The organism is Thermoactinomyces sp. CICC 10521 (assembly GCF_016055135.1).
Lineage (GTDB): Bacteria > Bacillota > Bacilli > Thermoactinomycetales > Thermoactinomycetaceae > Thermoactinomyces_A > Thermoactinomyces_A daqus.
The window spans coordinates 46,081-70,136 of record NZ_JAECVZ010000017.1; the positions used below are offsets into that span (position 1 = coordinate 46,081).

The 24,056-nt window shown below is 47.4% G+C and carries 29 protein-coding genes and 2 tRNA genes; 20 read left to right on the forward strand and 11 right to left on the reverse strand.

Annotated features, from left to right (window positions below):
• Window positions 1–84 precede the first annotated feature (84 nt).
• Window positions 85–909 carry an MBL fold metallo-hydrolase gene (locus I8U17_RS12205; RefSeq protein WP_198059478.1) on the forward strand — a complete coding sequence of 275 codons (825 nt, stop codon included), beginning with the start codon at window positions 85–87 and terminating at the stop codon, window positions 907–909.
• Window positions 910–941: 32 nt separating this feature from the next.
• Here the strand turns inward: I8U17_RS12205 and I8U17_RS12210 are convergent, their stop codons facing one another.
• Window positions 942–1,559: a DUF975 family protein gene (locus tag I8U17_RS12210; RefSeq protein ID WP_232331070.1), complete on the reverse strand. Its 618-nt coding sequence runs from the start codon at window positions 1,557–1,559 to the stop codon at window positions 942–944.
• Window positions 1,560–1,704: 145 nt separating this feature from the next.
• Window positions 1,705–1,932, reverse strand: a complete 228-nt coding sequence (locus I8U17_RS12215) for a NifU family protein (protein WP_033099472.1) — start codon at window positions 1,930–1,932, stop codon at window positions 1,705–1,707.
• A 223-nt stretch (window positions 1,933–2,155) separates the two neighbouring features.
• Between I8U17_RS12215 and cysK the strand changes: the two genes are divergently transcribed.
• The 4 genes from cysK (at window position 2,156) to I8U17_RS12235 (ending at window position 4,945) form a co-directional block, all read left to right on the forward strand.
• Window positions 2,156–3,082, forward strand: coding sequence for a cysteine synthase A (gene cysK, locus I8U17_RS12220; RefSeq protein WP_198056045.1), 927 nt, complete (start codon window positions 2,156–2,158; stop codon window positions 3,080–3,082).
• A gap of 4 nt (window positions 3,083–3,086) precedes the next feature.
• Window positions 3,087–4,220 (forward strand): bifunctional cystathionine gamma-lyase/homocysteine desulfhydrase, encoded by a 1,134-nt coding sequence (locus tag I8U17_RS12225; RefSeq protein WP_033099470.1) that lies wholly within the window; start codon window positions 3,087–3,089, stop codon window positions 4,218–4,220.
• Between the two features lie 19 nt (window positions 4,221–4,239).
• Window positions 4,240–4,560: a YuzD family protein gene (locus I8U17_RS12230; protein WP_033099469.1), complete on the forward strand. Its 321-nt coding sequence runs from the start codon at window positions 4,240–4,242 to the stop codon at window positions 4,558–4,560.
• Between the two features lie 145 nt (window positions 4,561–4,705).
• Window positions 4,706–4,945, forward strand: a complete 240-nt coding sequence (locus I8U17_RS12235) for a DUF1450 domain-containing protein (protein ID WP_033099468.1) — start codon at window positions 4,706–4,708, stop codon at window positions 4,943–4,945.
• Window positions 4,946–5,043: 98 nt separating this feature from the next.
• Here the strand turns inward: I8U17_RS12235 and mqnE are convergent, their stop codons facing one another.
• Window positions 5,044–6,144, reverse strand: coding sequence for an aminofutalosine synthase MqnE (gene mqnE / locus I8U17_RS12240; protein ID WP_198059479.1), 1,101 nt, complete (start codon window positions 6,142–6,144; stop codon window positions 5,044–5,046).
• A 534-nt stretch (window positions 6,145–6,678) separates the two neighbouring features.
• On the opposite strand from mqnE, the gene I8U17_RS12245 reads away from it, so the two are divergent.
• Window positions 6,679–6,927: an aspartyl-phosphate phosphatase Spo0E family protein gene (locus tag I8U17_RS12245; protein ID WP_198056043.1), complete on the forward strand. Its 249-nt coding sequence runs from the start codon at window positions 6,679–6,681 to the stop codon at window positions 6,925–6,927.
• 74 nt (window positions 6,928–7,001) lie between these two features.
• Window positions 7,002–7,358: a HesB/IscA family protein gene (locus I8U17_RS12250; RefSeq protein WP_033099464.1), complete on the forward strand. Its 357-nt coding sequence runs from the start codon at window positions 7,002–7,004 to the stop codon at window positions 7,356–7,358.
• Window positions 7,359–7,408: 50 nt separating this feature from the next.
• On the opposite strand, the gene I8U17_RS12255 is transcribed toward I8U17_RS12250, so the two are convergent.
• On the reverse strand, window positions 7,409–7,669 hold the full coding sequence (locus I8U17_RS12255; protein WP_232331071.1) for a hypothetical protein: 261 nt from the start codon (window positions 7,667–7,669) through the stop codon (window positions 7,409–7,411).
• Between the two features lie 119 nt (window positions 7,670–7,788).
• Window positions 7,789–8,793, reverse strand: coding sequence for an NAD(P)/FAD-dependent oxidoreductase (locus I8U17_RS12260; protein WP_198059480.1), 1,005 nt, complete (start codon window positions 8,791–8,793; stop codon window positions 7,789–7,791).
• 371 nt (window positions 8,794–9,164) lie between these two features.
• On the opposite strand from I8U17_RS12260, the gene I8U17_RS12265 reads away from it, so the two are divergent.
• Together I8U17_RS12265 and I8U17_RS12270 are read left to right on the forward strand one after the other, a co-directional pair.
• Window positions 9,165–10,352: an NAD(P)/FAD-dependent oxidoreductase gene (locus I8U17_RS12265; protein WP_033099462.1), complete on the forward strand. Its 1,188-nt coding sequence runs from the start codon at window positions 9,165–9,167 to the stop codon at window positions 10,350–10,352.
• Between the two features lie 330 nt (window positions 10,353–10,682).
• Window positions 10,683–10,835, forward strand: a complete 153-nt coding sequence (locus tag I8U17_RS12270; RefSeq protein WP_198056042.1) for a YuiA family protein — start codon at window positions 10,683–10,685, stop codon at window positions 10,833–10,835.
• 49 nt (window positions 10,836–10,884) lie between these two features.
• Here the strand turns inward: I8U17_RS12270 and I8U17_RS12275 are convergent, their stop codons facing one another.
• A complete protein-coding gene (locus tag I8U17_RS12275) occupies window positions 10,885–11,652 on the reverse strand; it encodes a chlorite dismutase family protein (protein ID WP_033099461.1) in 768 nt (255 codons plus the stop codon).
• 184 nt (window positions 11,653–11,836) lie between these two features.
• Here I8U17_RS12275 and I8U17_RS12280 point away from each other — a divergent pair, with 184 nt between their 5' ends.
• Entirely contained in the window at window positions 11,837–12,097 is a 261-nt protein-coding gene (locus tag I8U17_RS12280; protein ID WP_033099460.1) for a YuiB family protein, read from the forward strand.
• Window positions 12,098–12,599: 502 nt separating this feature from the next.
• On the opposite strand, the gene I8U17_RS12285 is transcribed toward I8U17_RS12280, so the two are convergent.
• Window positions 12,600–12,956 carry a hypothetical protein gene (locus I8U17_RS12285; RefSeq protein WP_033099458.1) on the reverse strand — a complete coding sequence of 119 codons (357 nt, stop codon included), beginning with the start codon at window positions 12,954–12,956 and terminating at the stop codon, window positions 12,600–12,602.
• Entirely contained in the window at window positions 12,953–13,204 is a 252-nt protein-coding gene (locus I8U17_RS12290) for a transposase (protein WP_198059481.1), read from the reverse strand. Before I8U17_RS12290 ends, I8U17_RS12285 begins: the two co-directional genes overlap by 4 nt.
• Window positions 13,205–13,383: 179 nt before the next feature.
• On the opposite strand from I8U17_RS12290, the gene I8U17_RS12295 reads away from it, so the two are divergent.
• Genes I8U17_RS12295 through I8U17_RS12305 form a run of 3 tightly spaced genes read left to right on the forward strand, consistent with a single transcriptional unit; the run spans window position 13,384 to window position 16,174 of the window.
• Window positions 13,384–14,472 (forward strand): class II aldolase/adducin family protein, encoded by a 1,089-nt coding sequence (locus I8U17_RS12295; protein WP_033099456.1) that lies wholly within the window; start codon window positions 13,384–13,386, stop codon window positions 14,470–14,472.
• Window positions 14,473–14,484: 12 nt separating this feature from the next.
• The gene (locus tag I8U17_RS12300; protein ID WP_052153922.1) at window positions 14,485–15,288 is read left to right on the forward strand and encodes an SDR family NAD(P)-dependent oxidoreductase; all 804 of its coding nucleotides are present in this window, start codon (window positions 14,485–14,487) and stop codon (window positions 15,286–15,288) included.
• 13 nt (window positions 15,289–15,301) lie between these two features.
• Complete coding sequence (locus I8U17_RS12305) at window positions 15,302–16,174, forward strand: diacylglycerol/lipid kinase family protein (protein WP_198056041.1); 873 nt, start codon at window positions 15,302–15,304, stop codon at window positions 16,172–16,174.
• 87 nt (window positions 16,175–16,261) lie between these two features.
• Here I8U17_RS12305 and I8U17_RS12310 read toward each other — a convergent pair whose 3' ends face one another.
• Both I8U17_RS12310 and I8U17_RS12315 read right to left on the reverse strand, forming a co-directional pair.
• A complete protein-coding gene (locus I8U17_RS12310; RefSeq protein ID WP_198056040.1) occupies window positions 16,262–17,056 on the reverse strand; it encodes a cobalamin-binding protein in 795 nt (264 codons plus the stop codon).
• Between the two features lie 24 nt (window positions 17,057–17,080).
• A complete protein-coding gene (locus I8U17_RS12315; RefSeq protein ID WP_198056102.1) occupies window positions 17,081–17,566 on the reverse strand; it encodes a divergent PAP2 family protein in 486 nt (161 codons plus the stop codon).
• A 402-nt stretch (window positions 17,567–17,968) separates the two neighbouring features.
• On the opposite strand from I8U17_RS12315, the gene I8U17_RS12320 reads away from it, so the two are divergent.
• From I8U17_RS12320 to I8U17_RS12350, 7 genes are all read left to right on the forward strand, one after another.
• Window positions 17,969–18,235 (forward strand): hypothetical protein, encoded by a 267-nt coding sequence (locus I8U17_RS12320; protein WP_033099453.1) that lies wholly within the window; start codon window positions 17,969–17,971, stop codon window positions 18,233–18,235.
• Window positions 18,236–18,308: 73 nt separating this feature from the next.
• Window positions 18,309–18,394: transfer RNA gene (locus I8U17_RS12325), tRNA-Leu, on the forward strand.
• 7 nt (window positions 18,395–18,401) lie between these two features.
• A tRNA-Leu gene (locus I8U17_RS12330) sits at window positions 18,402–18,490 on the forward strand.
• A 173-nt stretch (window positions 18,491–18,663) separates the two neighbouring features.
• Complete coding sequence (locus tag I8U17_RS12335) at window positions 18,664–19,254, forward strand: Uma2 family endonuclease (protein ID WP_198056039.1); 591 nt, start codon at window positions 18,664–18,666, stop codon at window positions 19,252–19,254.
• A gap of 630 nt (window positions 19,255–19,884) precedes the next feature.
• On the forward strand, window positions 19,885–20,721 hold the full coding sequence (locus I8U17_RS12340) for a sulfurtransferase (RefSeq protein WP_198056038.1): 837 nt from the start codon (window positions 19,885–19,887) through the stop codon (window positions 20,719–20,721).
• Between the two features lie 3 nt (window positions 20,722–20,724).
• Window positions 20,725–21,114, forward strand: coding sequence for a hypothetical protein (locus I8U17_RS12345; protein WP_033099408.1), 390 nt, complete (start codon window positions 20,725–20,727; stop codon window positions 21,112–21,114).
• A gap of 295 nt (window positions 21,115–21,409) precedes the next feature.
• A complete protein-coding gene (locus I8U17_RS12350) occupies window positions 21,410–22,321 on the forward strand; it encodes an aldo/keto reductase (RefSeq protein ID WP_198056037.1) in 912 nt (303 codons plus the stop codon).
• A gap of 160 nt (window positions 22,322–22,481) precedes the next feature.
• Here the strand turns inward: I8U17_RS12350 and I8U17_RS12355 are convergent, their stop codons facing one another.
• On the reverse strand, window positions 22,482–23,876 hold the full coding sequence (locus tag I8U17_RS12355) for an RNA-binding domain-containing protein (protein ID WP_198056036.1): 1,395 nt from the start codon (window positions 23,874–23,876) through the stop codon (window positions 22,482–22,484).
• Window positions 23,877–24,056: the final 180 nt, after the last annotated feature.

The following is a 24,056-nucleotide window of genomic DNA, read 5'->3' on the forward strand; positions in this document are numbered from 1 at the left end:
ATCTGAGAAGGGATCATTCTCTGCGCGATGTCGAAAGGGAATTATCCCTTCTCTTATAAAATTCCTCAAAAAGGGGGACGCAGGATGCAGGCTTTTATTTGCAACACTTGCGGGACTCAATATCCGCCAACAACTGAACCGCCCGCAAGATGTGCAATCTGTGACGAGGAGCGCCAATATGTCCATCCTGACGGGCAAACTTGGACCACTTTGGAGATGATGCGAGAAAGCGGACGATATCACAACGAGATCATCCACGATGAAGAAGGTTTGTACAGCATTACGACCAACCCCCGATTTGCCATCGGGCAAACGACCTATCTCGTGCAAGATCAAGGTTTTAATGTTCTCTGGGATTGCATTGCTTACCTGGATGAAAAAACGGTGGCAGAAGTGAAGAAATTGGGCGGCGTTCAGGCGATTGCCCTGTCTCATCCCCATTACTATTCGACAATGGTGGAGTGGGCTGAAACATTCGACGCTCCGATCTATATCCATACAGATGATAAAGAATGGGTAATGCGCCCTAGCGATTATATCCAATTCTGGACAGGGGAATCTTTGCAGCTGTCAGAAGGGATGACTCTTCATCGTCTTGGCGGGCATTTCAAGGGAGGCGCCGTTCTTCATTGGGAGACTGGCAATGCCGGAAAAGGAATCCTGCTTACCGGGGACATCATTGAAGTCGTCGCCGACCGCCAATGGGTCAGCTTTATGTACAGCTTTCCCAATCTGATTCCCCTTCCGGCCCGAAAAGTGGCAGAGATAGCGGAAAAAGTGGCCGGTCTAAAGTTTGACCGTATATACAATGCGTTCCATCGCGTTGTTGTCCGGAACGCAAATCAATCCGTGCAAAAATCGGCGGAAAGATACATCGCAGCGCTGGAAGGAAGATTGTTTTCAACTTGATGAGATAAAAAACATCCCATCCGGGCCGGGAATTATCCGGCGGATGGGATGTTTGTATGTACAGGGGATTCTTCCCGGGCTTGGCCCGTAATTTTCAGATAGAAATGGGCTTTTGCCGCATTGTAATAAGGAATCAGCCAAAAAAAGCCGATAAAACCAAAGGGGACAATACTGCATAAAAGAAACCATCCCAGGAAAGTGAGTTGCAGCACAAATAATTTTGCTTTGTGCCCGTCCATGATTTCCCGGCTTTTGGTAATTGCTTCATTTACCGTATATTCCGGATGATCCAGCAAGATGAAATAGGTCATGGAGTAGGAATAGCTCTTGATGATCCCTGGAATAACGAAAAGTAATGTCCATAAAAAAGTATAGATGGCAGTGAGCAGGCTTGCGCCAACACTTTTCAGATAAAGGCCGCTTTTAAATTGCGAAAACAGATCGCCCAATTCGGCGTGTTGGCCGCGAACCTTTTTTAATATGAATAAGGTATAGCCGATCGTGATGGTGCCGGACATAAAAATACCCCAGAAAGGGATATAACTGAGAGGTCCGACCAAAATCAGAAACAGAAGGGTCACTCCTGCAGCAGAGCCCCAGGTTCCGCGCAAGGACTCGCGGGCGTATCGCCGAAGAGCAGCGTAATTCAAAAACATCACTTCCTTTATGTCGATTTATATTCAACATTATAAAGATAAGTCTATTAAATTGAAACATTTATATTTGGAATTTTTATTAACAATTTTTAACCAATAAAAAATCCCTCTTCCATCTTCGGAAAAGGGATGATCAGGATTAAAGCACCTGTTCCACTTCACGGACCTCCGGAATTTCTTCCATCAAGGCCCGTTCAATGCCGGCTTTCAATGTGATCGTCGAACTGGGGCAACTTCCGCATGCACCGAGCAGGCGGACACGAACGATGCCGTCTTCGACTTCAACCAATTCCACATCGCCGCCGTCACGTTGAATGTAAGGACGCAATTTATCTAATACTTCTTGTACGCGCTCTTGTACAGACATGCTGAGAACCCCTTTCTTTTTACAGGGTAGAAATCCTTATCAAAAGGAAGTAAAAGCAGGAAGTCAAGTTCATTGTAGGTTTTTTTATCGAAAAAATCAATGGTTATTTCCCGGAGAGCGGGTTGCCAGCGATTTTACCTTTAATTTGGAAACAAAAATTGCTAAGATGAATTTGGTGCTTTTCTTCAGCCTGTTTGACTATCTTGTCAAAGGAGAATAAGCGATGAAAAATAGATACGAAGATGTTAAGGAATTGATTGGGAACACCCCGTTGGTGCGAATTCAGCGCATGGGCATTCCGGAACAGGTAGAGCTGTATGCGAAATTAGAATACTTTAATCCCGGCGGAAGCGTGAAGGACCGTTTGGGAATCGCTTTGATTGAGGAAGGGGTGCGCACCGGGAAATTGAAACCGGGCGGAACCATCATTGAGCCGACAGCAGGCAATACGGGAATCGGCTTGGCCATGGCTGCTGTCGGAACGGAATACAAAACGATTTTTGTTGTTCCGGAGAAGTTTTCTGAAGAAAAGCAGGAATTGATGCGCGCTTTGGGAGCAAAGGTAATCAATACGCCGACGGAAGAAGGAATGAAAGGCGCGATCAAAAAGGCGCTGGAATTGGAACAAGAAATTCCGGGAGCATGGTGCCCCCAACAATTCAGCAATCCGGCCAATCCCCGGGCCCATTACCAAAGCACGGGACCGGAAATTTGGGAACAGACGGACGGGAAGATTGACATCTTTATTGCCGGTGCGGGTTCAGCCGGAACATTTATGGGGGCGGCACGTTATCTCAAAGAGAAAAACCCGCAGTTGAGAGCGGTCATTGTCGAACCGGAAGGATCAATTATCGCAGGAGGAGAGCCGGGTCCGCATAAAACCGAAGGAATCGGCATGGAGCTTTTTCCCGAGTATTTCGATCGACAATTAATAGATGAGGTGTATACTGTAAAAGATGAAGATGCGTTTGCGCTGGTGAAAGAATTGGCGCGAAAGGAAGGCTTGCTTGTCGGAAGTTCGTCCGGCGCTGCCTGCTATGCTGCGCTCAAAGAGGCGGAAAAAGCGGAACCGGGAACCAGAATCGCGGTCATTTTCCCCGACAGCAGTGAACGCTATCTGAGCAAAAAAATTTACCAAGGCGGTGTATGATACAATGAAAATCGATACCAAACTGATTCACGGGGGCACTTTTGGCGATCCGCATACAGGTGCCGTCAGTGTTCCGATCTACCAAGTTTCCACTTATAAACAAAAACGCGTGGGTGAACACGCGGGCTACGAATACTCCCGGACGGGCAATCCAACCCGGGCCGCGCTTGAACAATTGATGGCCGAACTGGAAAACGGTGCGCGCGGATTGGCGTTTTCATCGGGAATGGCGGCTATTTCCACTGTTCTTTCCCTCTTTCATCAAGGAGATCACCTCGTCGTCGGAGATGATGTTTACGGTGGAACGTTCCGCGTTTTGACCCGCGTCTTTAACCGGATGGGGCTGGAAGCCACCTTTGTTGACACCAGCAATTTGGAAGCGATTGAAGCGGCGATCCGTCCGGAAACAAAAGCAGTCTATATGGAAACCCCGAGCAATCCGCTGCTCAAAGTAAGCGACATTACCGCGATCTCCGGCATTTGCCGGCAAAATGGGCTCCTTTTGATTGTGGATAACACCTTTTTAACCCCTTATTGGCAAAATCCGCTTGAATTGGGAGCCGATATCGTTGTGCACAGCGCGACCAAATATCTCGGCGGTCACAGCGATGTTGTGGCGGGCATCGCTGTCACCAAAGAGGAGAGCCTTGGCGAGGAGATCCATTTTCTGCAAAACTCGATCGGCGGGGTTTTGGGTCCGCAAGATTCCTGGCTGTTGATCCGGGGAATCCGCACACTGGGGCTGCGCATGAAACAGCATGAGGCGAATGCCCGCAGGATTGCGGAATGGCTGGCTGATCATGAGCGTGTGAAGAAAGTGTATTATCCCGGGCTTGCCACCCATCCCGGCCATGAGATTGCCGCTAAACAGGCCAGAGGATTTGGCGGAATGATTTCGTTTGACGTGGGCAGTGCTGAACTGGCAGAGCAAGTGTTGGAGAGAACCAAACTCTTCACCCTCGCAGAAAGTTTGGGAGCCGTGGAAAGTTTGATTTCGGTTCCCGCCCGCATGACCCACGCTTCTATTCCGGTTGAGAAAAGAGAGAGACTGGGAATTACGGATGGGTTGATCCGCATTTCCGTCGGGGTGGAAGATATAGAGGACCTGCTGACCGACCTGGATCAAGCTTTAAGCTGATGTCAGGAGGGGAAGAAACATGAAACCGATCGAAGTGCTTGTTTACGGTGCGGAGGAGTTGTGCGCAAGCTGTGTCAATCTCCCGTCTTCCCGCGAAACGGCCACCTGGCTGCGGGCGGCACTGGGACGCAAGTACGGTGAGCAAGTGAGTGTCCGCTATATCGACATCTTTAACCCGCAAACCGAAGAAGAAGCAGCATTTTCCCGCAAAGTGATCGATGAGGATCTGTGGTATCCGGTGGTCGTGATCGCTGAACAGATAGTGGCTGAAGGAAATCCCAAACTGAAAGAGATTGTCCGCATCATCGAAGAGCGGGGTGCGGTGCAGATCGGATCATAAATGATAAAAGGCTTCCGCATTATGCCGGAGCCTTTTTGTTTTTTTGAAGAAAAAAAGAACCTCTTTTTTTGCGATTGGGCAAAATAAAAGAGTCGATGTATAATGGCTATGTAGATCAGTTAGGCCAATAATGGAGTGAAGATAGATGTTCCCGTTGGTGGAATTTTGTCTTAACAATTTGACGGATGATGTTTTGGAAATTAAAAAGAAACTGGAAGCCGATCCGGAAATTGATGTGCTTGAATACGGTTGCCTCGGCAACTGCGGAATTTGTGCAAGCGGACCTTATGCCTTGGTCAACGGGGAACTGATTACCGGGGATACGGCTGAGGAATTGCTGAAAAACATTTACAAGGCAATTGAGGAAACGGAAGTTCGCTTTTAACATCAATTATAAATGAAGAAAGCATCCGGGATTGAGCCGGATGCTTTTTTTGCCTGCAAAAGTCCCCAAAACAGGAGATCAGCCGGTGCATTGCTTTCTTACTCATAGATTTTAATTGGGTTATAGAAAGTATCCCGTTCCACAGGCGTGCGGTTTGCCCCTTTGATCAGCCAGATGAGTTCGTCTTTGGTAAGAGCCTGCTGGGTTAATGCTCCGGCTGCGTGACTGATTCGCTCTTCTACAAGGGTGCCGTGCAGGTCGGATGCCCCGAACTGGGTGGCAAGCTGCGCCAGTTGGGTGCCGATATTGATAAAATATGCCTTGATGTGCGGGAAGTTATCCATCATCAACCGGCTGACGGCAATGGTGCGCATATCATCCATCGCGGACGTGCGCCGTTTGATCGATGCGTTTACATTGCGCGGCTGCATGGCCAACGGAATAAAGACCAAAAATCCATTCGTCTCATCCTGCAATTCACGCAGGCGAATCATATGAATCAGGCGCTCTTCCAGGGTCTCGATCGAGCCGTAGAGCATCGTGCAGTGCGTTTTTAGCCCCAGCTGGTGGGCGATGCGATGAACTTCCAGATATTGATCTGTGCTCGCTTTATCCGGGCTCATTTTCAGCCGGTAACGTTCGGTCAGAATCTCGGCGCCGCCACCCGTGAGAGATTCCACACCGGCAGCCATCAACTCTTTCAAAACCTCTTCAATGGAGAGGCCGGAGAGGCGGGAAAAAAATTCGATTTCCGCAGCGGTATAAGCTTTGATCGTAATATGGGGGTAATGTTTCTTTAAGATGGATACCGTATTCAGATAGTAATCAAAAGGAACGGTGTGGTTATGACCACCCACGATGTGAAACTCGCGCATTCCCTCACTGTAGCGCTTTTCTACATACTCCAGGAGCTCTTCCGGCGACATGGTGTAAGCTCCTTCTTCGCCCGGGTCGCGACGGAACGCACAAAAGGCGCACTTGGCTTCACATACGTTTGTCGGATTGATGTACAGATTTTGGATAAAATAAACGCGATCCCCGTTTTTTCGCTGGTTGACAAGATTGGCCAGCTGGGCGACAGTCAGCAAATCCGGTGTATTGTACAGGGTTAAACCGTCTTCCAGCGTAAGGCGCTCCCCGTTTTGAACCTTTTCCACGATCGGTTCCAGAGCGTGGTCAGTGATGGTGGAAAGTAACATCATAAGTTCCTCCTCTCCACGATGTGGAGATTTTTATGTTTTGGGCCGGTTTTGCCCAGGTATCATTCAAGCGATTTAGCTTTGGTTTGTGCTTATTGAGAAAAATTCGATACTCTAAATAAAAGTTGCCATGATCTATTTCATCATATCACAAAACGAAGTTAATAGAAAACGGCACGAGAGCTCTGTCGAATCCAACACCTGCCGGGGTGCCACCTTTTTCTGTCAAGCTTCGGGGATGGGCGACGGCGTTTTGCTCTCCGGATTTGCCGGATTTCAACGTATAAAGGAGATTGATGGGAAAACGCATCCCATCATTTTACAAAAATAATTTTGGTTTTCGTAAATTGTCAAGAGCTTGGAAGACAGGTTGTCTAAAAAATAGGTTTACTTGAAAAATTTGTAAAAATACCATCTTTCATTTTCACCTTTGTCATTGTATACTGAAAATAGTAAGCAAATTCGAACAAATGTGCTTAACTTTAGAGAAAAACAAACCAAGGGTCAAGTTTTGAGGAAAGGGAGGAGTTGTGGATGAACTGGTTTCGTTCGTTGGAGGACAAGATCGAGGCGGTTCGGAAGCGGATGGAGGAAACTGCACTTCGCTTGGGGATCAGTCATCCGAAGGTCTATCAGCTGAGTCGTGAATTGGATCTGCTGCACAACCAATGGGAACAGGAAAATGCCAGGTCGGAGAAGAATAAGAGCAATGTTTATCCCTTGCGCACCCACACACGGCCGGATGAATCGGGCAAAAACCTCAATATGTTTAAAGCGATCTGAATGTTCGCCGCGTTTGCTCGGTTGTATCGGCAACGGATTCCCTTGTATACTAAGAATGAAGGAGGGGATCGCCGATGATCACATTGACGAAGCAAGCAGCGTTAAAGGTAAGGGAAATGCTTGCGGAGCAGGAAAATCCGGAGAAACTGTATCTTCGTGTCGGTGTACAGCATGGAGGGTGCAGCGGTTTTTCATACAGCATGGGTTTTGATGAAGATAAGCATGTAAATGATGTCGAATTGGAATTTGATGGTGTGCGCACCTTGATTGATAAAGAGAATGAACCCTACCTCAAAGGAACGATCATTGACTACAAAGAGTCACTGATGGGCGGTGGTTTCAGCATTGAAAATCCCAATGCTGTCGCTACTTGCGGCTGTGGATCTTCTTTCCGGACGGCAACTGATGCCGGAAAACCAAGTGATTGCTGATTGCATGGGCCAACACCCGTCTCACGTTTACAAAGAGGCGGGTTTTTTATTTAAATTTCTATTTCCGAAACCATCTCGACATCGGAAAAACCGCAGGCGGGACAGAACAGATGGTGGGGACAGCGATGGGTGGCGACATCGATCCATCCGTCGGTCATCTTCAAGTCATCAATGGGACGGTACGGGCTGTAATCGCCCAGCAGGTCGCTGAAGCGCCCGTAATCCATCAAGGGAGTCGTGCATTTGGGGCATAAAATGGACAGTGCCGAAAAACCGTTGCAAACGGGGCAGGCATAAGAAATTTTCCGCATGACTTCTCTTCAACCTCCTGTGTTTAACCTGCCACTGCTCCGGTGTTTTCATGCAGCGATGAAATGCACAACCAAATTAAAAGGTCCCCGGCCTAAGCGGATGGGGACTCTTTTCATTGTTACAGTTTGAGATTGGAACTGTGTCCGGGTTGAAGGCGGGCATCCGGGTCAATATATTGTTTTGCGTTATTTACCGCAGTGGGGGCTTCGCCGAAACCGACGGCGATCAATTTGACTTTCCCCGGATAAGTGGCAATGTCGCCGGCTGCGTAAATGCCGGGGATGTTGGTTTCCATCCGGGAATTTACCTTAATGGCTCCTTTTTCAATCTCCAACCCCCATTCGACAATCGGGCCCAATGACGAGATGAAACCAAAACTGACGATCACGGCATCGACGGCCAATTCTTCCCGTACACCGGATTTCTTGTCGACGATCGTCACTTGTTCAATCCGGCCCTTGCCGTGAAGAGATTCAATTTCTCTGGGAGTGATGATGCGGACGCGGGATTGTTTCATCAATTCTACACTGTGTTCATGGGCGCGGAATTTATCCCGGCGGTGGATCACCGTCACACTTTTGGCAATCGATTCCAGCATGAGGGCCCAGTCGACGGCTGAATCACCTCCACCCGCGATCAAAACGTCTTTGCCCGCGAAGGTTTGTTTATCCTTCACGAAATAAAACAAATTGCTTTGTTCATATTGTTCTGAACCGGGTACGTTGAGCTTGCGGGGTTCAAAGGCCCCGTTACCCGCTGTGATGATCACTGATTTCGCCAGATGGACTTGTTTTTGCGTGACAATCTCAAACAGGCGTTCCTCTTTTTTATTAATTTGCAGTACTTTTTCATCCAGGCAGTAAATCGGGTTAAAATGGTTGGCCTGTTCGATCAGGTTATTGACCAGATCTTGCGCTAAAATCTTGGGAAAACCGGCAACATCATATATATATTTTTCCGGATAAAGCGCAGAGAGCTGGCCGCCGAGTTGCGGCAAACTTTCAATCACCTTGACCGATGATTGGCGCATTCCGGCATAAAAAGCAGCAAAAATACCTGTCGGTCCTCCGCCGATCACGGCAATATCCGTGATTGAAGACGGATTTTGAGCGATGTTTGTCATGATGCCACCTCCAGAAAATTCTTAAAAGATAAACTTGATTTTATGTTGATATTTTATATATTACCTTATGTGTATAAAAAATCCCAATCAAATTGCTGGAATTCAATCTAACTCTATTCGATCTTGGGGCACTCTGCAAACACAGACCGATGTTCCTGCCTTCCTCCATCACCCGTTTTTTGAAATAACTTCTAGCTTCACGGCGGATACAGGCAAAAGAAGTGGATAAAATGTGAACAAAGAAAAGGACTTGCCAAAAGTTCGTGAAAATCATATCATAATCATTGGTATCATTCAATAAGAGCGAAGGTGCTTGGTTCCCCCAGATTGTGATAAAGTAATCAATATTAGTTAGATGGATGTGATCAGCGATGAGTGTACCAAAAGTCGTTATTCTGGGCGCGGGATACGGCGGATTGATGACCGCCAAAGGGCTGGCCAAGGAACTGGGTTACAATGAAGCCGAAATTACACTGGTCAACGAAAATAAGTATCACTACATTACGACCAAATTGCACGAACCGGCAGCAGGTACAGCCCATCCAGATCATGCCCGCGTCTCGATTCCGTCGGTAATCAACACGAAGAGGATTAACTTTATTCAAGACCGTGTATCAGCGATCAAGCTGAATGAACAGGAAGTTCAGCTTGAAAACGGTGAGCCTCTCAAATACGATTATCTCGTCATCGGTTTGGGAAGTGCGCCGGAAACGTTCGGGATCAAAGGGCTTCTTGAAAATGCCTTCTTTATCCGCAACATCAATTCCGTGCGCCAGATCCGCGAACATATGGAGTATATGTTCTCCCGCTACGCAAGCGAGAAAAAAGAAGAATTGATTACCATCGTGGTCGGCGGTGCCGGATTTACCGGGATCGAATATGTAGGTGAACTGGTTGACCGCATGCCTGAACTCTGCCACGACTATGATGTTCCGATGGAAAAAGTGCGGATCGTGAACGTCGAAGCAGCCCCGACGGTTCTTCCGGGCTTTGACAAAGAGCTTGTCGATTATGCCGTCAAGTATTTGGAAGGAAAAGGGGTTGAGTTCCTGGTCAATACGCCGATTGAGGAGTGTACAAAAGAGGGGGTTATCCTCAAAGGCGGTCAGGAAATTAAAGCTGCTACCGTTGTCTGGACCGGTGGGGTTCGGGGCAACAAACTGGTTGAAGAATCGGGGATTGAAACCATGCGGGGCCGTGTGAAAGTGGATGAGCAACTGCGCGCACCCGGATACGAAAATGTCTTCATCCTCGGTGACAGCTCTTTGGTGTTTAACGGTGAAAGACCTTATCCGCCAACGGCACAAATTTCGACACAACAAGGCCAATATCTCGGCAAACAATTAGCGAAAGTGATTCGCGGCGGACAGATTACAGAGCCGTTTGTTTACAAGCCGAAAGGTACAGTTGCTTCTTTGGGAAGAAGAGAAGCGATTGGTGTTGTCGGAAACAAAAAAATGACCGGCGGTTCCGCTGCCTTCATGAAAAAAGTGATCGACTTGCGCTGGCTGTTCCTGCTCGGCGGCGTCGGCCTTGCATTGCGCAAAGGAAAACTGTAAGAGATCAGTCTGCTCCAGCTTGAGCGTTGTCTGGCCGGACCTTGATGGAGGGCCAGGCAGCGTCCGCGCGGACATCCGTCAATAAAGGGAATGGTTCTTCCCGGCCTGACTCCTGTTTCAGGATTTTGTCAACAAACAGGGACTCTTCTGATGAAGGGTCTTTTTGTTTTTGAAAGGAAACCGGATTAATTCTATATAATGACGCGTATCACCCTTTTGTTACCGCTTTCATTGCTCTGCAGCACTTTTTATGCCTGATTTAGGGATTTTTATTTCTTGATAAAATACTATATAATTTTCAGAAAATATATTTTTATAGGAGGCGGTTATATGAAACTGCAAACAATGACCTGTTCTTACTGTGAAGGTGCAGGATATATCGATTTGGTTCTCGGCGGATCAGAAACCTGCTATGCTTGTAACGGAACGGGCCAGGCAAAGAAAAGCGCAAAAGATAAAACACAATGTAACAAAAATTCATAATTTTTATTCAAATGGAACGAGTCCCGTTAAAAGCGGGACTTTTCTTCTTTTACAGGGTATGAAGAGCATCGAGGACATCATCATGGCGAATGCAAGTAAACATGGGAACATCGCGCAGAGTATACCGGCTGGCTTCCGTTTCGCGCAATTCCTGCACGAGATTGAGGAAGTCTTTGGGATCATCGGTTTCAAACGCGACAACGAATTCCTGGTCGTCGATTCCGAAGCTGTAAGTCGTGTTTAATTTGACAGACGGATACTTGCTTCCCACCTGGATATGCTCATCCATCATTCCTTGGCGGGCAGGGAATGAAAGTTGGTACCAGTCACGGGTTTTTACAAACGGATATATGAAGAGATATTTACTTCGCCCCGGAATGATATGCGTGCGCGGGTTTTGGTGTTCCGGATCCATCTTATCAACATAGACGCTGCGTTTGGTCAGGGACAGATAAGAGTAAGTAATCTCCAAATATTTGCCAAGACCTGTTTTCATAAGTTCGCTCGTCATTTTTTGGAATGTTTCCAGGTCATTGGCGATTCTCCACAGCATGAGTTCCGCATCGGAACGGATTCCGACAAGGGAATAGCTGAGGACAAAGGTTCCCGGCTTGCCCTGATATTCTTTCACCACCGCCGCGAATTCCTGTTTTCCTTTTTCCTGTTCGGATTCGCTCAGCCGGCGCCAGGCGGGGTCCACCTTGAAAAAGGAAAAGTTGACAAATTGGGTTGGCAGACTGGGACGGCCTTGGGCACTGCTTCCGCCGGTTTCCGTTCCGGGTCTGCCTGTAAATGATGGTCTGCCTTGTGGACGCATGAAGTGCTTCCTCCTTTACTTCGATTCTTTTTTATTGTAGCGGAAAGAGAAGAGAAGAAGCAAACAGGGGAAGATGCCGAGAGATCCTATTCATTAAATTGCCATGTTTCTGTCCTTTTATTGACCTTGATTTCGATTTTCAGTAAAATGGGTGCGAACTTATCAGAGACGGAGGCGATGGGCAATGAATGTCGCCCAGTTGATTATCTCCATCCCGCTCTTGTTCGTGTTGTTTTTCGGGTTGGGGTTTATTCTCAATATGATTTTGAAAACCACTTGGTTGCCATTGGTGCTTTTTTTCGCCGTCGTTTTGTATGTAGGATGGGATGTGACGCATATTGTCACCCTGGTTAATGGTGTCCTCTTTTTTTCGGGGCTGGCCGGAGCGATTTCCGGTGTTTGGACAATTAAAACTCTTCGCACGAAAGGATATCGGATGTTTTAGCAGGCAAGAAGATTCAAGCGCGTTGGCCGCTGTGAGGCTATTGACAAACCCAGCAGTTTCTCCGCTGGGTTTTTATGCTAAATCGGAAAAAACTAGAGAAAAACAGGCGGAGATCACGGAGGAAAGATCCGCCGTCGGGCCCCTTGCTCCTTCTCCTGAGGAGAAGGGCGATAGAATATACAGCGCGATAGAAAGTTTCCTGAGTCAGTTCTTCCGCCGTATCCGCAATGTGACACAGGGCGAGCAAGAATTTGTACACGCTTCGGGCGTTCTTCAATGCGGTCACCCACTGCATCGCCTCCTTCAATCGGTTCTACTTATATATCCCGAAAATCAGTATTTCGTTACAGAGGAAAAAATAATTTTGACCAAAAGAGGAGAGTACTATTCCTTCCATTCAAAATCCCGCCTTTTTTGCACAGATTCCCAACATCCGAACAGCAGCAGAAATGAACGTTGCTTTTGGTTCAGAGATTTCCCGTCTCGGCCATGTTCAGACGAATCATGAAAAAGAGGAGGCCGGCCTGTAGGAGCTCACGGAAAAAGTACCGTTGGGTTTCTTGTTCCTCTTAAGTGGACGGCCGCTTGCCGTGTGTTTCACGATCCTGTCAATGGCGCGATCCCATTCCGCCGTGTACTTCACCGCGGATTGGCGAACCATCTGACAGGTGAATCTGTTCTTGTTGGCGTTTGCCTTTAAAAACGTCGGGTCCGTAAACAGTTCTTTCCCTTTGATCAGTCCGTGGCGGATGGCTTGCAAAACGATTTCGTCGAAGCTCTCCCGGAAGATGGTCGTATCGTTGAACCTGCTGCGTCGGTTCTTGCTGAATGTGGTGGTGTGAGCGACCTTGTCCGTCAAAGAAGCAGTATGCCACGTTGACCTGTATTTCTTCCACCAGGCGCCGTTCCGAGCCAAATACCCGATGAACAAACCGGGTCCATGCAAAGACGCCCGTTGTCCTCGCAGTATAATGGTCGGGTCATTTCTGCGATGAACGAAAAGTCGATGGCGGCGTCAATCTTGCGAAACCGGTGATCCTGTGGTACCAGCTCCCCGATATTGACCGATTCAATACTGCCTTGCCGATGGACGTGGATTTGAAACATACAATTCCGTCCTGATCTTTTTTGTTATCTTCTGATTTTGACCAAAAATTGCTGACCTGCTTGCCTTTGTCAGCAGTCTCTCAGCTGTGTTGGCTGCTGTTTTTTTATTGGACAGGGAAGAATATTTTTCCATATGCATGGCGAATAATAAGGGTTGAATTTGAGAAGAGGTGATTTAGATGCAATCCTTTGCCATTGCAGGAGATTGGAGACGAACCTCAACACTGGAACAATTTGCTGATGGATTAAAACGGGAAATGGAGGCTAATCATTACCAGCACGTACCGTCGGATGACCCTTTTGTCCAATTGGTGTTTAACTTCGTGAATCCTGATGAGCCGCAGCATTTTCGGCGCAACGGGAAAGGCACATTTGTCGTCACAATCGCTGAATCAGACCGTCCGGAGAATAATATCCTGTTTGCCGGCTACCCGGTCTTGGTCCGGTCCCTGGGCAATTTGCTGATTTATCTCGATCGCTCCGGCGGCAGCTTGAAAACTTATTTTGTCACGTTGGAGCAAGGTTGTTACAAGATCAAAAGGGAGGAGGGAGAAGAAGGCTATTTCCGTGAAGTATTTGAACGGCTGAAACCATTGGCCACCTCCAAGCTGGTGATCGACAATGTTTTTATTCCCGACTTGCCGGAGGAGTTATGGGAAGGAAATCAAACGACGCAAAGCATCTATCAGGCCGGCAAGAAGCTGGATTCCCTCAACCTGCTTCCCGCCCCGTTTCCAATCGACGAGCTTCTCTCCCCTAAAGAATTGCGACATATCCACCGTTTATACGGAATTGGGGGGTTGAGCTACGGGAACTTGAGCGCGCGCCATGAGGACAACTCTTTTTGGATGAGCGCGAGCGGTGTCAACAAAGCGAACCTCAAAGAAATCGGGCGGGACATCCTCCTTGTGAAACGGTACAATGACCAAAACACCGCGATGGAGATCAGTGTTCCTCCGCATGTAACCCCGAAGCGTGCCTCGGTTGATGCGATTGAACACTGGATGATTTATTCAGAGCATCCCGAGGTTGGAGCAATCGTCCATGTTCACGCTTGGATGGAGGGAGTGCCGTCGACGGAGATTAACTACCCTTGCGGAACCGTCCAGTTGGCGGAGGCGGTGGCCGGACTGATCCGTCAGGCAGAAGATCCGTCACGCGCTGTCGTGGGGTTGAGAAATCACGGGCTTACCATCACGGGGCGGAATTTGGAGGATATTTTTGAGCGGATCGAAGGGAAAATCATTCCACAAGTTCCCATGAGCTGAGGGGAGGATTGCATGAACAAACGGTTTGTGCTCGTTACCGGGGCTTCGAGCGGAATCGGGGAAGCCATCGCCAAGCAGCTGGTAAAACAGGGGGATTATCCCATCCTGGTTGCCCGGAATATGGAGAAACTTCAAGCGTTAAAGCGGAAGTTAAAGGATTGTTTCATTTATGCCTGTGACGTCACCAGGGAAAATGATGTGAAACAGATGGTGGATGCGGTAATCCGGAGGTTCGGCAAAATCGATGTGCTGATCAACAATGCAGGAGTGGGTGAATTTGGCGGGACACTGGACATCCCTCTCTCCGATTACGAGAAGATGATTGACACCAATTATTTGGGCGCTGTCCGCCTCACTGCCCACCTTTTGCCGCAGATGCTGCTGGCCGGGGGCGGGCGCATTATTAACATTGCATCAATGGCCGGCCTTACGGGTATCCCGAATCTGGCCGGTTACTGCGCTTCCAAATTTGCTTTGCTGGGGTTTTCTGAGTCGCTCAGGATGGAGTATTCCCCGGTGATCCGGGTGGGAGTGCTCTGTCCGGGACCGGTGTTGACCCCTTTTTTCGGGGAAAAGGATCCTGCCGCCTGTTTTCCTCCATTTATCGCCAAAAAAATGCTGGATGCCGATACAGTTGCCCGTTATGCCGTGCGCCTGATAGAGCGTCCGCGGGTTCTCGTCATTCCGCGTTCCCTCAGATGGGCATTGCGGTTGCGTCAGCTTTGTCCTGAACTGTATCTTTTTGTCACAAGAAGGTTATATGGTTCGTGGATGGGAAAAGGAAGAGACAAGGCAACGGCCACGATAAACGGTTGAGGTGGAATGTGCGATGTACCTGTTTGTTGTCAATGAAGTATCGGGCAAGGGGCGCGGCAGGGAAGTTTGGGCTTATGTGCAAAAGCGGCTCCAAGAGATGAGAGTCCCGCATGAAGCTGTGTGTACAGAAGGGCCTGGCCATGCAGAAGAGATTGCCAGGGACGCGCGAGAGGGAAAAATGTTCAAGGCAATTATTGCTGTCGGCGGGGATGGAACCGTTAACGAAGTGGGGAACGGCGTGATTGGCAGTGATTTGCCGATCGGGTACATTCCTGCCGGAACTGGCAATGATTTTGCCTTGGCTCATCGCATTCCCCTCGACCCGGAATGGGCATTGGAGCGGATTTTGCGCCATCAGGTTTACCAGGTCGATACCGGGATGTTGAAAGAGCGCCATATGATCGGCTTTATGGGGATCGGATTTGACGCGAAGGTGGCAGAAGCGGTCAATATGTCGCAGCGCAAAAGATGGCTGGGGCGGCTTACCTACGGGATTGAGGCGATCAAAACATTAAAATCGTTTAAACCGCAACCGGCGGTGATCACCGTAGACGGACGGCGGTATGAATACGACGGGGTATGGCTGGTGGCGGTCGCCAATATTCCCAACTACGCAGGCGGGATTCGCATTTGTCCTCATGCGCAGATGAACGACGGGCTTTTGGATCTTTGCTGTGTGCGGAACCTGACCCCCGGGCAGTTTTTGCGCGTTTTCCCTTCCGCCTATCGCGGCAAACACATTCATCATCCTTCTGTTGTTTTTCACAGCGGGCGGGAGATCACCATTGAAACGGATGCCCCCTTTATCGCCCATGTGGACGGTGAGGTGCTTGGCGGGGCTCCGGTGACGGTTCGCGTTGCACCAAAGTCACTGTCAATCCTGTAAAGGCTGCGGGGTGCCCCTTTTCTTCCTTTGTGAAGATGGTTCAGGGGTGCCCCGCTCTCGGGTTTGCTGAAATTTTCATCTTTGCGGTTATTCTCCGGTTTGCGGGGGGAAATGTTCCGGGTAGAGAATATGGGCGAGGTGTTTGATTCCGGTTAAAATGCGTGGGGAAGGGCGGCAATACCAGCCTTCTTCCAAGATGTATATATTTTTTTCGTTTGCCAAAGGGTGTCCTTGCCAGCCGGGCCGGGAACAGATGAGGTTTTTTTTGACGCGCCGGATGGGAATGCCTGTCCAAACGATCAGCGCCAGATCGGGATCTTTTTTCAGCACATCGTCCCAATCGGTCTGCACGCTGTCCTGGGGAACCTCGCCGTATACATTGACAGCTCCGACCAGCTGGCTGATTTCTGTCAACCAGTTTTTCGCCCCGGGGGTGAATACGGGTTTGGGCCACCACTCCCAATAAAGGCGAATCGGTTTCTCCTGATGCGGAATCTTTTGCTTAATCGCTTCAATCTCCTGTAAAAATCGTTCAGCAGCTCTTTCTCCGGCTTTTTTTCTTCCGATCGCTTCGCCAAGAGTTTTCAAATCACCGGCAATCCCCGCGAGCGTTTTTGGATTTAAAATGATGTGGGGAATCCGCTCCTGTTTCAGCCGTTCAATATTTTTTTCCATGCCTGGAACACTCAGAGAAGCGATGACCAAATCTGGTTGAAATAATTTTACTTTTTCAATATCAATATCCAGATCGGGGCCGACTCTGGGCAAATCCTGCCAGTGGGGCGGCCAGTCTGAATAATTGTCCACAGCTGCCAGCTCATCCGTCACGCCGAGGAAGTACAGCAACTCCGTGTTGCTCGGGCAAATGGAGACGATTCGCAATTTGATGATCCCTCCGTCTCTGTGCTAATACCAGATCCAATACATCAGCAGGGCGAACAAAATGCCAAACCAAGCCCCGATAAATACTTCAATCGGTTGATGTCCCAGGATTTCCTTTAAACGGATGCGCGCTTCGGGCGAAGGTTTGTTTTTGTTGAGATGGCGCAATTCCGTTAACAGGGCGGAAAAATCATCGACTAACTGGTTTAACACTTGGGCGTGCATGCCTGCCTGACGGCGGACCCCGGTCGCATCATACATCACAATAATCCCGACGATGGTGGCGATGGCAAAATCGGGTGAATTAAATCCCTGGCTCAGGCCGATCGAAGTTGCCAGTGAAGTGACGGCAGAAGTATGGGCGCTCGGCATTCCGCCGGAATTGATCAGCCAGCCCCAATTCCATTTGCGCGTAATAAAAAAATTCCAGGGAACCTTAATCAACTGGGCGAGAGAAATAGCAATTAATGAAGTCCAGAGAGGAAAATTTGCCAGAATTTTATCCAGCATCAATGGATGGACACCCTTTCATTCAAGTCGTTTGCTTGATCCAGGCAGGGGACTGCCTTTTATCTTTATTATTTTCTCCTGTGTGATAACGTTAAACTATTTAATTATATCCTATTGTAATCTTGTTTTAAAAGACAAAAACGCGAAAGTGACCGATCCGGAGATTAAAGTTTTTATATATGCTTTAATGCAAGGAAGCGGATTTGCTTTTCGGCTGAATTTGCAACAGCCGTATTAAAACGGATCAGAATGGGTTTTTGGGAGTACGGAATTCAACAGTGGGAATACAGCCGCAAGTTAATTTTAATTAAAAATAAAATAACTCAAAAGTCTTGTGAAAAATCAGGTTCGGATGGTAGAATTTTATTAACTTTTAAAATGGTGATAGGGAGATAGGAAGATATGTGGGATCATTTGCCGGACCCATTACCGTTCTTCTATGATTTGGAATGCCCGGAATGCAAAAAGCGGTTTCGATTGACGGAAAAGGACCCGATTCTGATGGAATTGATTTGTCCGAATTGCGGGCATCAGTGCCCGATAAATGATTTTGTTACTCAGGATGCAATCCTGTACGAACTTACCCTTGCCCGCAAAAAGTTGGAAAAAGCGTTTTTTCAGGCGCAACGGACCGGCATGAAAAAGGATGGAAAGAATCAGGAAGGCTGATCCCGGAAAAAATTGGCCGAGGGGTTGTCAAATGCACATAGTTATGATATATTGTCTCTTGTCGTTATAATTTGCCGAAGTGGCGGAATTGGCAGACGCGCACGACTCAAAATCGTGTTCCCAAAAGGAGTGTGGGTTCGAGTCCCACCTTCGGCACCAACCTCTTGCTGGGGTGGCGGAATAGGCAGACGCACAGGACTTAAAATCCTGCGGTAGGTGACTACCGTGTCGGTTCAAGTCCGACCCTCAGCACCAAGCATGCGGAAGGCCTTGCCCGGAAGGAGCAGGGTCTTTTTTTGTGATAAGTGCGTTGCGATTTGGGCTTGGTTTCCCTTTCTCCCTCCTGATCCTCCCGGCAATTCCTCAATCTTTGCCTCTCTGAAGTCAAATAAAGGAAAGTGGTGTATAATAACGGAGGAGGGGTTGCGATGAAATCTCCGGCTTATGAGACAAATACCCGTTATTCCTACCGGGATTATTTAAGTTGGGATCCGGATGAGCGCTGGGAATTGATCGATGGTCTCCCGTATAACATGACTCCGGCCCCCTCATCGAAACACCAAGAGATTTTGGGCAATATCTTCGTTCTCTTTTACCAGTATTTGAGCGGAAAACGGTGCAAGGTTTACTTGGCTCCGTTTGAGGTGCGCCTTTCGGAGAAAGAGGAGGATGAGCACACCTTTAACGTTGTGCAACCGGATTTGTCCATTATCTGTGATCCGCGGAAAATCGATGAGCGCGGGTGCAAAGGCAGCCCGGATCTGATTGTGGAAGTGCTCTCGCCGGGTATCGCCGCGAAGCGCGACAAAACCGACAAATTTGAGCTTTATCAAAAATATAAGATCAAAGAATACTGGATTGTTGACCCGTTTAATGAAAATGTGGAAGTTTTTCTGCTCGAGAATAACCGTTTTGCCAACCGCCAGGTTTATGTCAAGGGCGATGTTTTTACGGTCAGCATTTTCAGCGATCTCTTAATTGATCTGAACCGGATCTTTAAAGACGAGTCTTTCGAATAATCGGGAGGCTATTTTTTTTGCATAAAAACATGAGCCAATAAACCGTTTGTTGACGGAGGCATGATCAAGTATCCCGGATTCCCCGGGGCGGATTATTTATGTAAAAAGGGTTGCTGACCTGAACGAGGGCAAGGGACTGGAGGCGTCAGGATCAGCAACCTGTTTGTTTGTTATTTACAATGGCACTTGTGATGACGGTGACGGTGGTGGTGGCGACGGCGCGGGCAACAGATCAAGAAGCATCGACGGCGTCTTCTTCTTCTGCAGCACATACCCATCACCTCCTTTCAAACGGGGTAAGAACCTGGATAAAAGATTGAAGATCTATGAGAAGGAGTAAAGAGGGGAGTGCATCGGAGAAGAGATGATCAGAATCTATCATATTATATGAACGGGGAGAAGATAGAGTAACGGACAAGTTGCTCAGTTTGGCACAAACAGGCTGAATCGGCGAAAAATTATGCATAAATGGACTGTGTTTGATTAATTTTTAATAATATTACCATTTTCGCTTGCCATTTGTTTTAAAAAGGTGTATTTTATTATAAAGCCAGTCGGAATACACGGGATTTAGTCGAGTAATATTCCGACTCCTTGTAAAACTTTATTTACATAGAGGAGGTCTTGTCTATGGCTGATCTGGACGCCAATGTTCTTGTGACCACTGAGTGGGTAGCGGAGCACAAAGATGATCAAAATGTGCGTTTGGTAGAAGTTGATGTGGATACAACGGCTTATGATACAGGGCATATCGAAGGGGCGATCGCCTGGAACTGGACGACACAATTGAACGACCAAGTACGCCGGGATATTCTTACCCCTGAGCAATTGGCGGAACTGTTGGGAAAATCCGGCATTACCCCTGATACGGAAATCATTCTTTACGGTGATAACAATAACTGGTTTGCAGCTTATGCTTATTGGCAACTGAAAATTTTTGGTCATAATAAAGTGAAATTGATGAACGGCGGACGCAAAAAGTGGGAATTGGAAGGACGCCCGTTTGTTAAAGAGGTGCCGTCAGTAACGGCAGTGCAATATCCGGTCAAAACGGCTGATCAGTCGATTCGTGCTCTCTATCAGGATGTGAGATCGGCCATTGGCAGCGATTCCACTGTACTGGTTGACGTTCGCAGCCCGCAGGAATTCAGCGGTGAAGTAATCGCACCCCCGGGCATGACGGAAACGGCCCAACGCGGAGGACACGTACCGGGAGCCGTGAACATCCCCTGGGCAAAAGCGACCAATGAAGACGGTACCTTCAAATCCCTTGATGAGCTGAAAGAACTTTATAACTCGCTTGGTGTTACTCCGGACAAAAACGTGATCACCTATTGCCGGATCGGCGAACGTTCGGCACATACCTGGTTCGTCCTGCGCGAATTGCTCGGCTTCAAAAATGTCCGCAACTATGACGGCTCCTGGACCGAATGGGGCAGCATGGTCGGAAACCCGATCGAGCGGTAAACAATGAAACTGGAACCTCAATCCATTGCAGGCGAACCGATTTTACGGCAATTATATGCGACGGTCTTCACGGGGACGAAATTGGAAAAACTTCCCCTGTTTTTCGATGCCAAGGTGCTCGATCATTATCGGCAAAATCCTAATTTCCAAATCATTCGGACGGATACTTCCGGAAGATTAAAGAAAACCGGGGGCTGGTCACTCGATTTCGGCATCAGCGGCGAGGGCGATTCCATTATCCAAGTCGCGCTGGAGAGTTTGGCCGGACGCCTTCCGGAGTCGGAACATGAGCATTGGCTTTCCCATGTCATAACGCTTCCCCTCAGCAGCAACTATGTAAAAGGATTAATTCGGCCCGGTTGCCTGGATGATGGTCCGATCCGGCCGTGGTAACAGGCAAAAACCGTCCGGTTCAGCGGAACATGCCGCTCGAGCCGGACGGTTTTTTAGGATGAACGCAGAAAAGTATGCTGGTTTTTATAGAAAAATACGGCTTTTTGCCGACACCGAATTGCAGCGAAGGGTTCGGGTTATCCGCATGTAACAGTCGGGCCGCGGAAAGTGATGTTACAGCAGAATTAGGATGTTTTGCACAACGGTTAAAAGGGGATTTTCTCCTTGTCCGCAGCATTGCCTGTGGCTACGTCGGGATGAGTGGGGAAAATCGGAGACCCGGGAGGGAACCAGGATGAAAAGAGCATTGGAAAAAAGAGAGATTCCGAGGATCGGTGCCGCGGTCACCTTTTTGGGCTTTGGCGCTTTGGAAATCGGACGGGACTGGGGATTGGGAGACGGCAGGGAGAGGCAAAAGCCTGACGACAGACAAGCGGAAAAAGTACTGCATGCGGTGCTTGATGCCGGCATCAATCTCATCGATACAGCCAGCGCGTACCACCGGAGTGAAGAGCGGATCGGCAAGTTTTTGTCCTCCCGCCGCCATGAATTTATTCTCGCCACCAAATGCGGAGAACACAGCAAAGAACCGGACACCTACTACGATTTTTCCTACCGCGCCGTCAAAGAGTCGATTGACCGCAGTCTCAAGCAGTTGCAAACCGATGTGATCGACATTATGCAAATCCATTTTGGACCTGACCCCGAACGGGTAATTGATGAGGGGGAAACGCTGGCCGCGATGAAGGATGCGCAGAGGGAAGGAAAGATCCGTTACCTCGGTGCCTCGATCGACGGGGAATTGGCCACGCGGTTAATCGAATCGGGCGAATTTGACGTAATGCAAATGGGATATAATCTTCTTGATCAAACCAACGAAAAAAACATTGCCCTTTGCCGTGAAAAAGGAATTGGCGTCTTCATCCGTTCCGGCCTGGCCGCCGGCCTCCTGTCCGCCCGTGTCCTGCCTCATCTGAACGAGCAATTCAAGCATAAGAAGAAAGTGCTCGCCCTGCTGGAACTCGTCGGCGGAAACGGTGACCAACTGACGGCTCTCGCTCTGCAATTCCTCTATCGGAATCCGGGTATCAGCTCGATCCTGGTCGGCAGCAAACGACCGGAGCGAATCGGGCAAAACATCGCATTATTGCAACAGGAGATTTCCGATCATTTGCTGGAAAAAGCGCTGGAGATCGTAAACGATTAAAATTAGCGAAGAACCGGCCCATAAAGAGTTAGAGGCCGGTTCTTTGTGCTGAGGGATGAGCTTTGGGGGTGTAAGAAATAGCAGAACTAATCGATTGGTTTAATCGTTGGTTTTTTTGCAGGAATTTGAATTTTGTAAATATATGATTAAAAATTTACTTTTATTTCTTGGAGACTTTTCTATATTTAAAATTGAACGCATTAGCATTAGGATCAAGAGGCTCAATTTTCCCTTGTTTTCTTAATCGTTGGAATGCCCTTTTTACTTTGTTCTCCGAGTTCTCTCCTGTCAAGTTTCGGATGATTTTGTTCGTTACAAACGAATGGTTTTCTAGATATTCCATAATCTGATCTTCGATTGAAGCAAGTTTTTGATGTTTTAATGTAACAACTACAGAATTTTCTAATTCCTCGATTTCCGGAGCCACAAGACCTGCTTTCATCATTGCATTCTTTGCAGTATTTAAACCTTCTCCAATATCATAATTAACTGGATCAGGTAGGTTATGGAGCAATCGGACAATATTAGGATTGCGTGCATATCGCTCATCCATAATATTTTCTTTTGTAATATAACCTGGTAGTTTTCCAGGACTTTGAATTTCTACTCGATTGTCGTAAATCCTAACATGAATGTCATCATTTAAACTATAGTCCCGATGAATAACAGCGTTTACAAGAATCTCTTTTAATGCTTCGTAAGGATAATTTAATTTAATTAAATTATCTCCAACTTGATATGTAGCATCCTTTATAAAATTTTGAACGCACTCTATTGCTTTCTTTATTTGTTGCTCGATAGGACCGTTTATAGTAATAGGTTTTCCTTCTAAATATTCTCTTTTGTATTCTGTATCTGTTGTTCTCAAACGATATACCTTTATGGCGCATCTTGTATCTAGTGATGCTTGTGGTTCCTCATCGAACAATAAGATACAACCTACATTAGGATGGTAAGAACCATTTTCGCTTCTTTGTACTAATTTCTGCTTTCTTAGAAACTTCTCTTCGCTGAGAGAAGTTTCAACTCTTTTCATATAATCAGATAGATATCTTGATGTGATGATATCGTCGATTTCTACTTCCTGAATAGAAACTTTTTCGTAATTGTAATGCCCTTTTGAATACGAGAGTTTTATAATTTTCTCACCTTTTATTTTTTTTGAACTGGCGTTCAAACGGATATAGCACTCTTCATTTGCTGTATAATGTACTCGTGGGCTTTTAGGAATCAGCAGATGTAAAACAAAACCATATTTTCCGAAATCAAGAAATTCGATATCGACATTTTCTACACTTGGTTTGGTTGTTTCCATTAAAGTTGAAATAATATCGTTAGCATCTTCGATGTTTTTAAAGCCAATGATTCTTTCTCTAGTAGATTTCTTATCCTCTATTCCTATATAAATCTCACCTCCGTCTGCATTTGCAAATGCAACAAAATGTTTTTGAAGATCAGATGGTTTTATGCGAATACTTTTTATTTCGTGGAAATGATCTTCTTGTAATTCAAGTAATTTCTTTTTTTCTTTGGATGTTATCTTTCGGATTTCCAATATTGAGTTCCACCTTTCATCAAAATCATCTTATAAAATTGATAATAGTGAACTGATCAAAGTTAAGTCCGTATAATTGTATAAAAATGGCAGCTGCGAAAAATAATTGAGCCATGGTGAAATTCCTCGGTTAGAATAGTAGTTGGCAAACATTCCCAAACAAGGAGGGTTTCACAATGG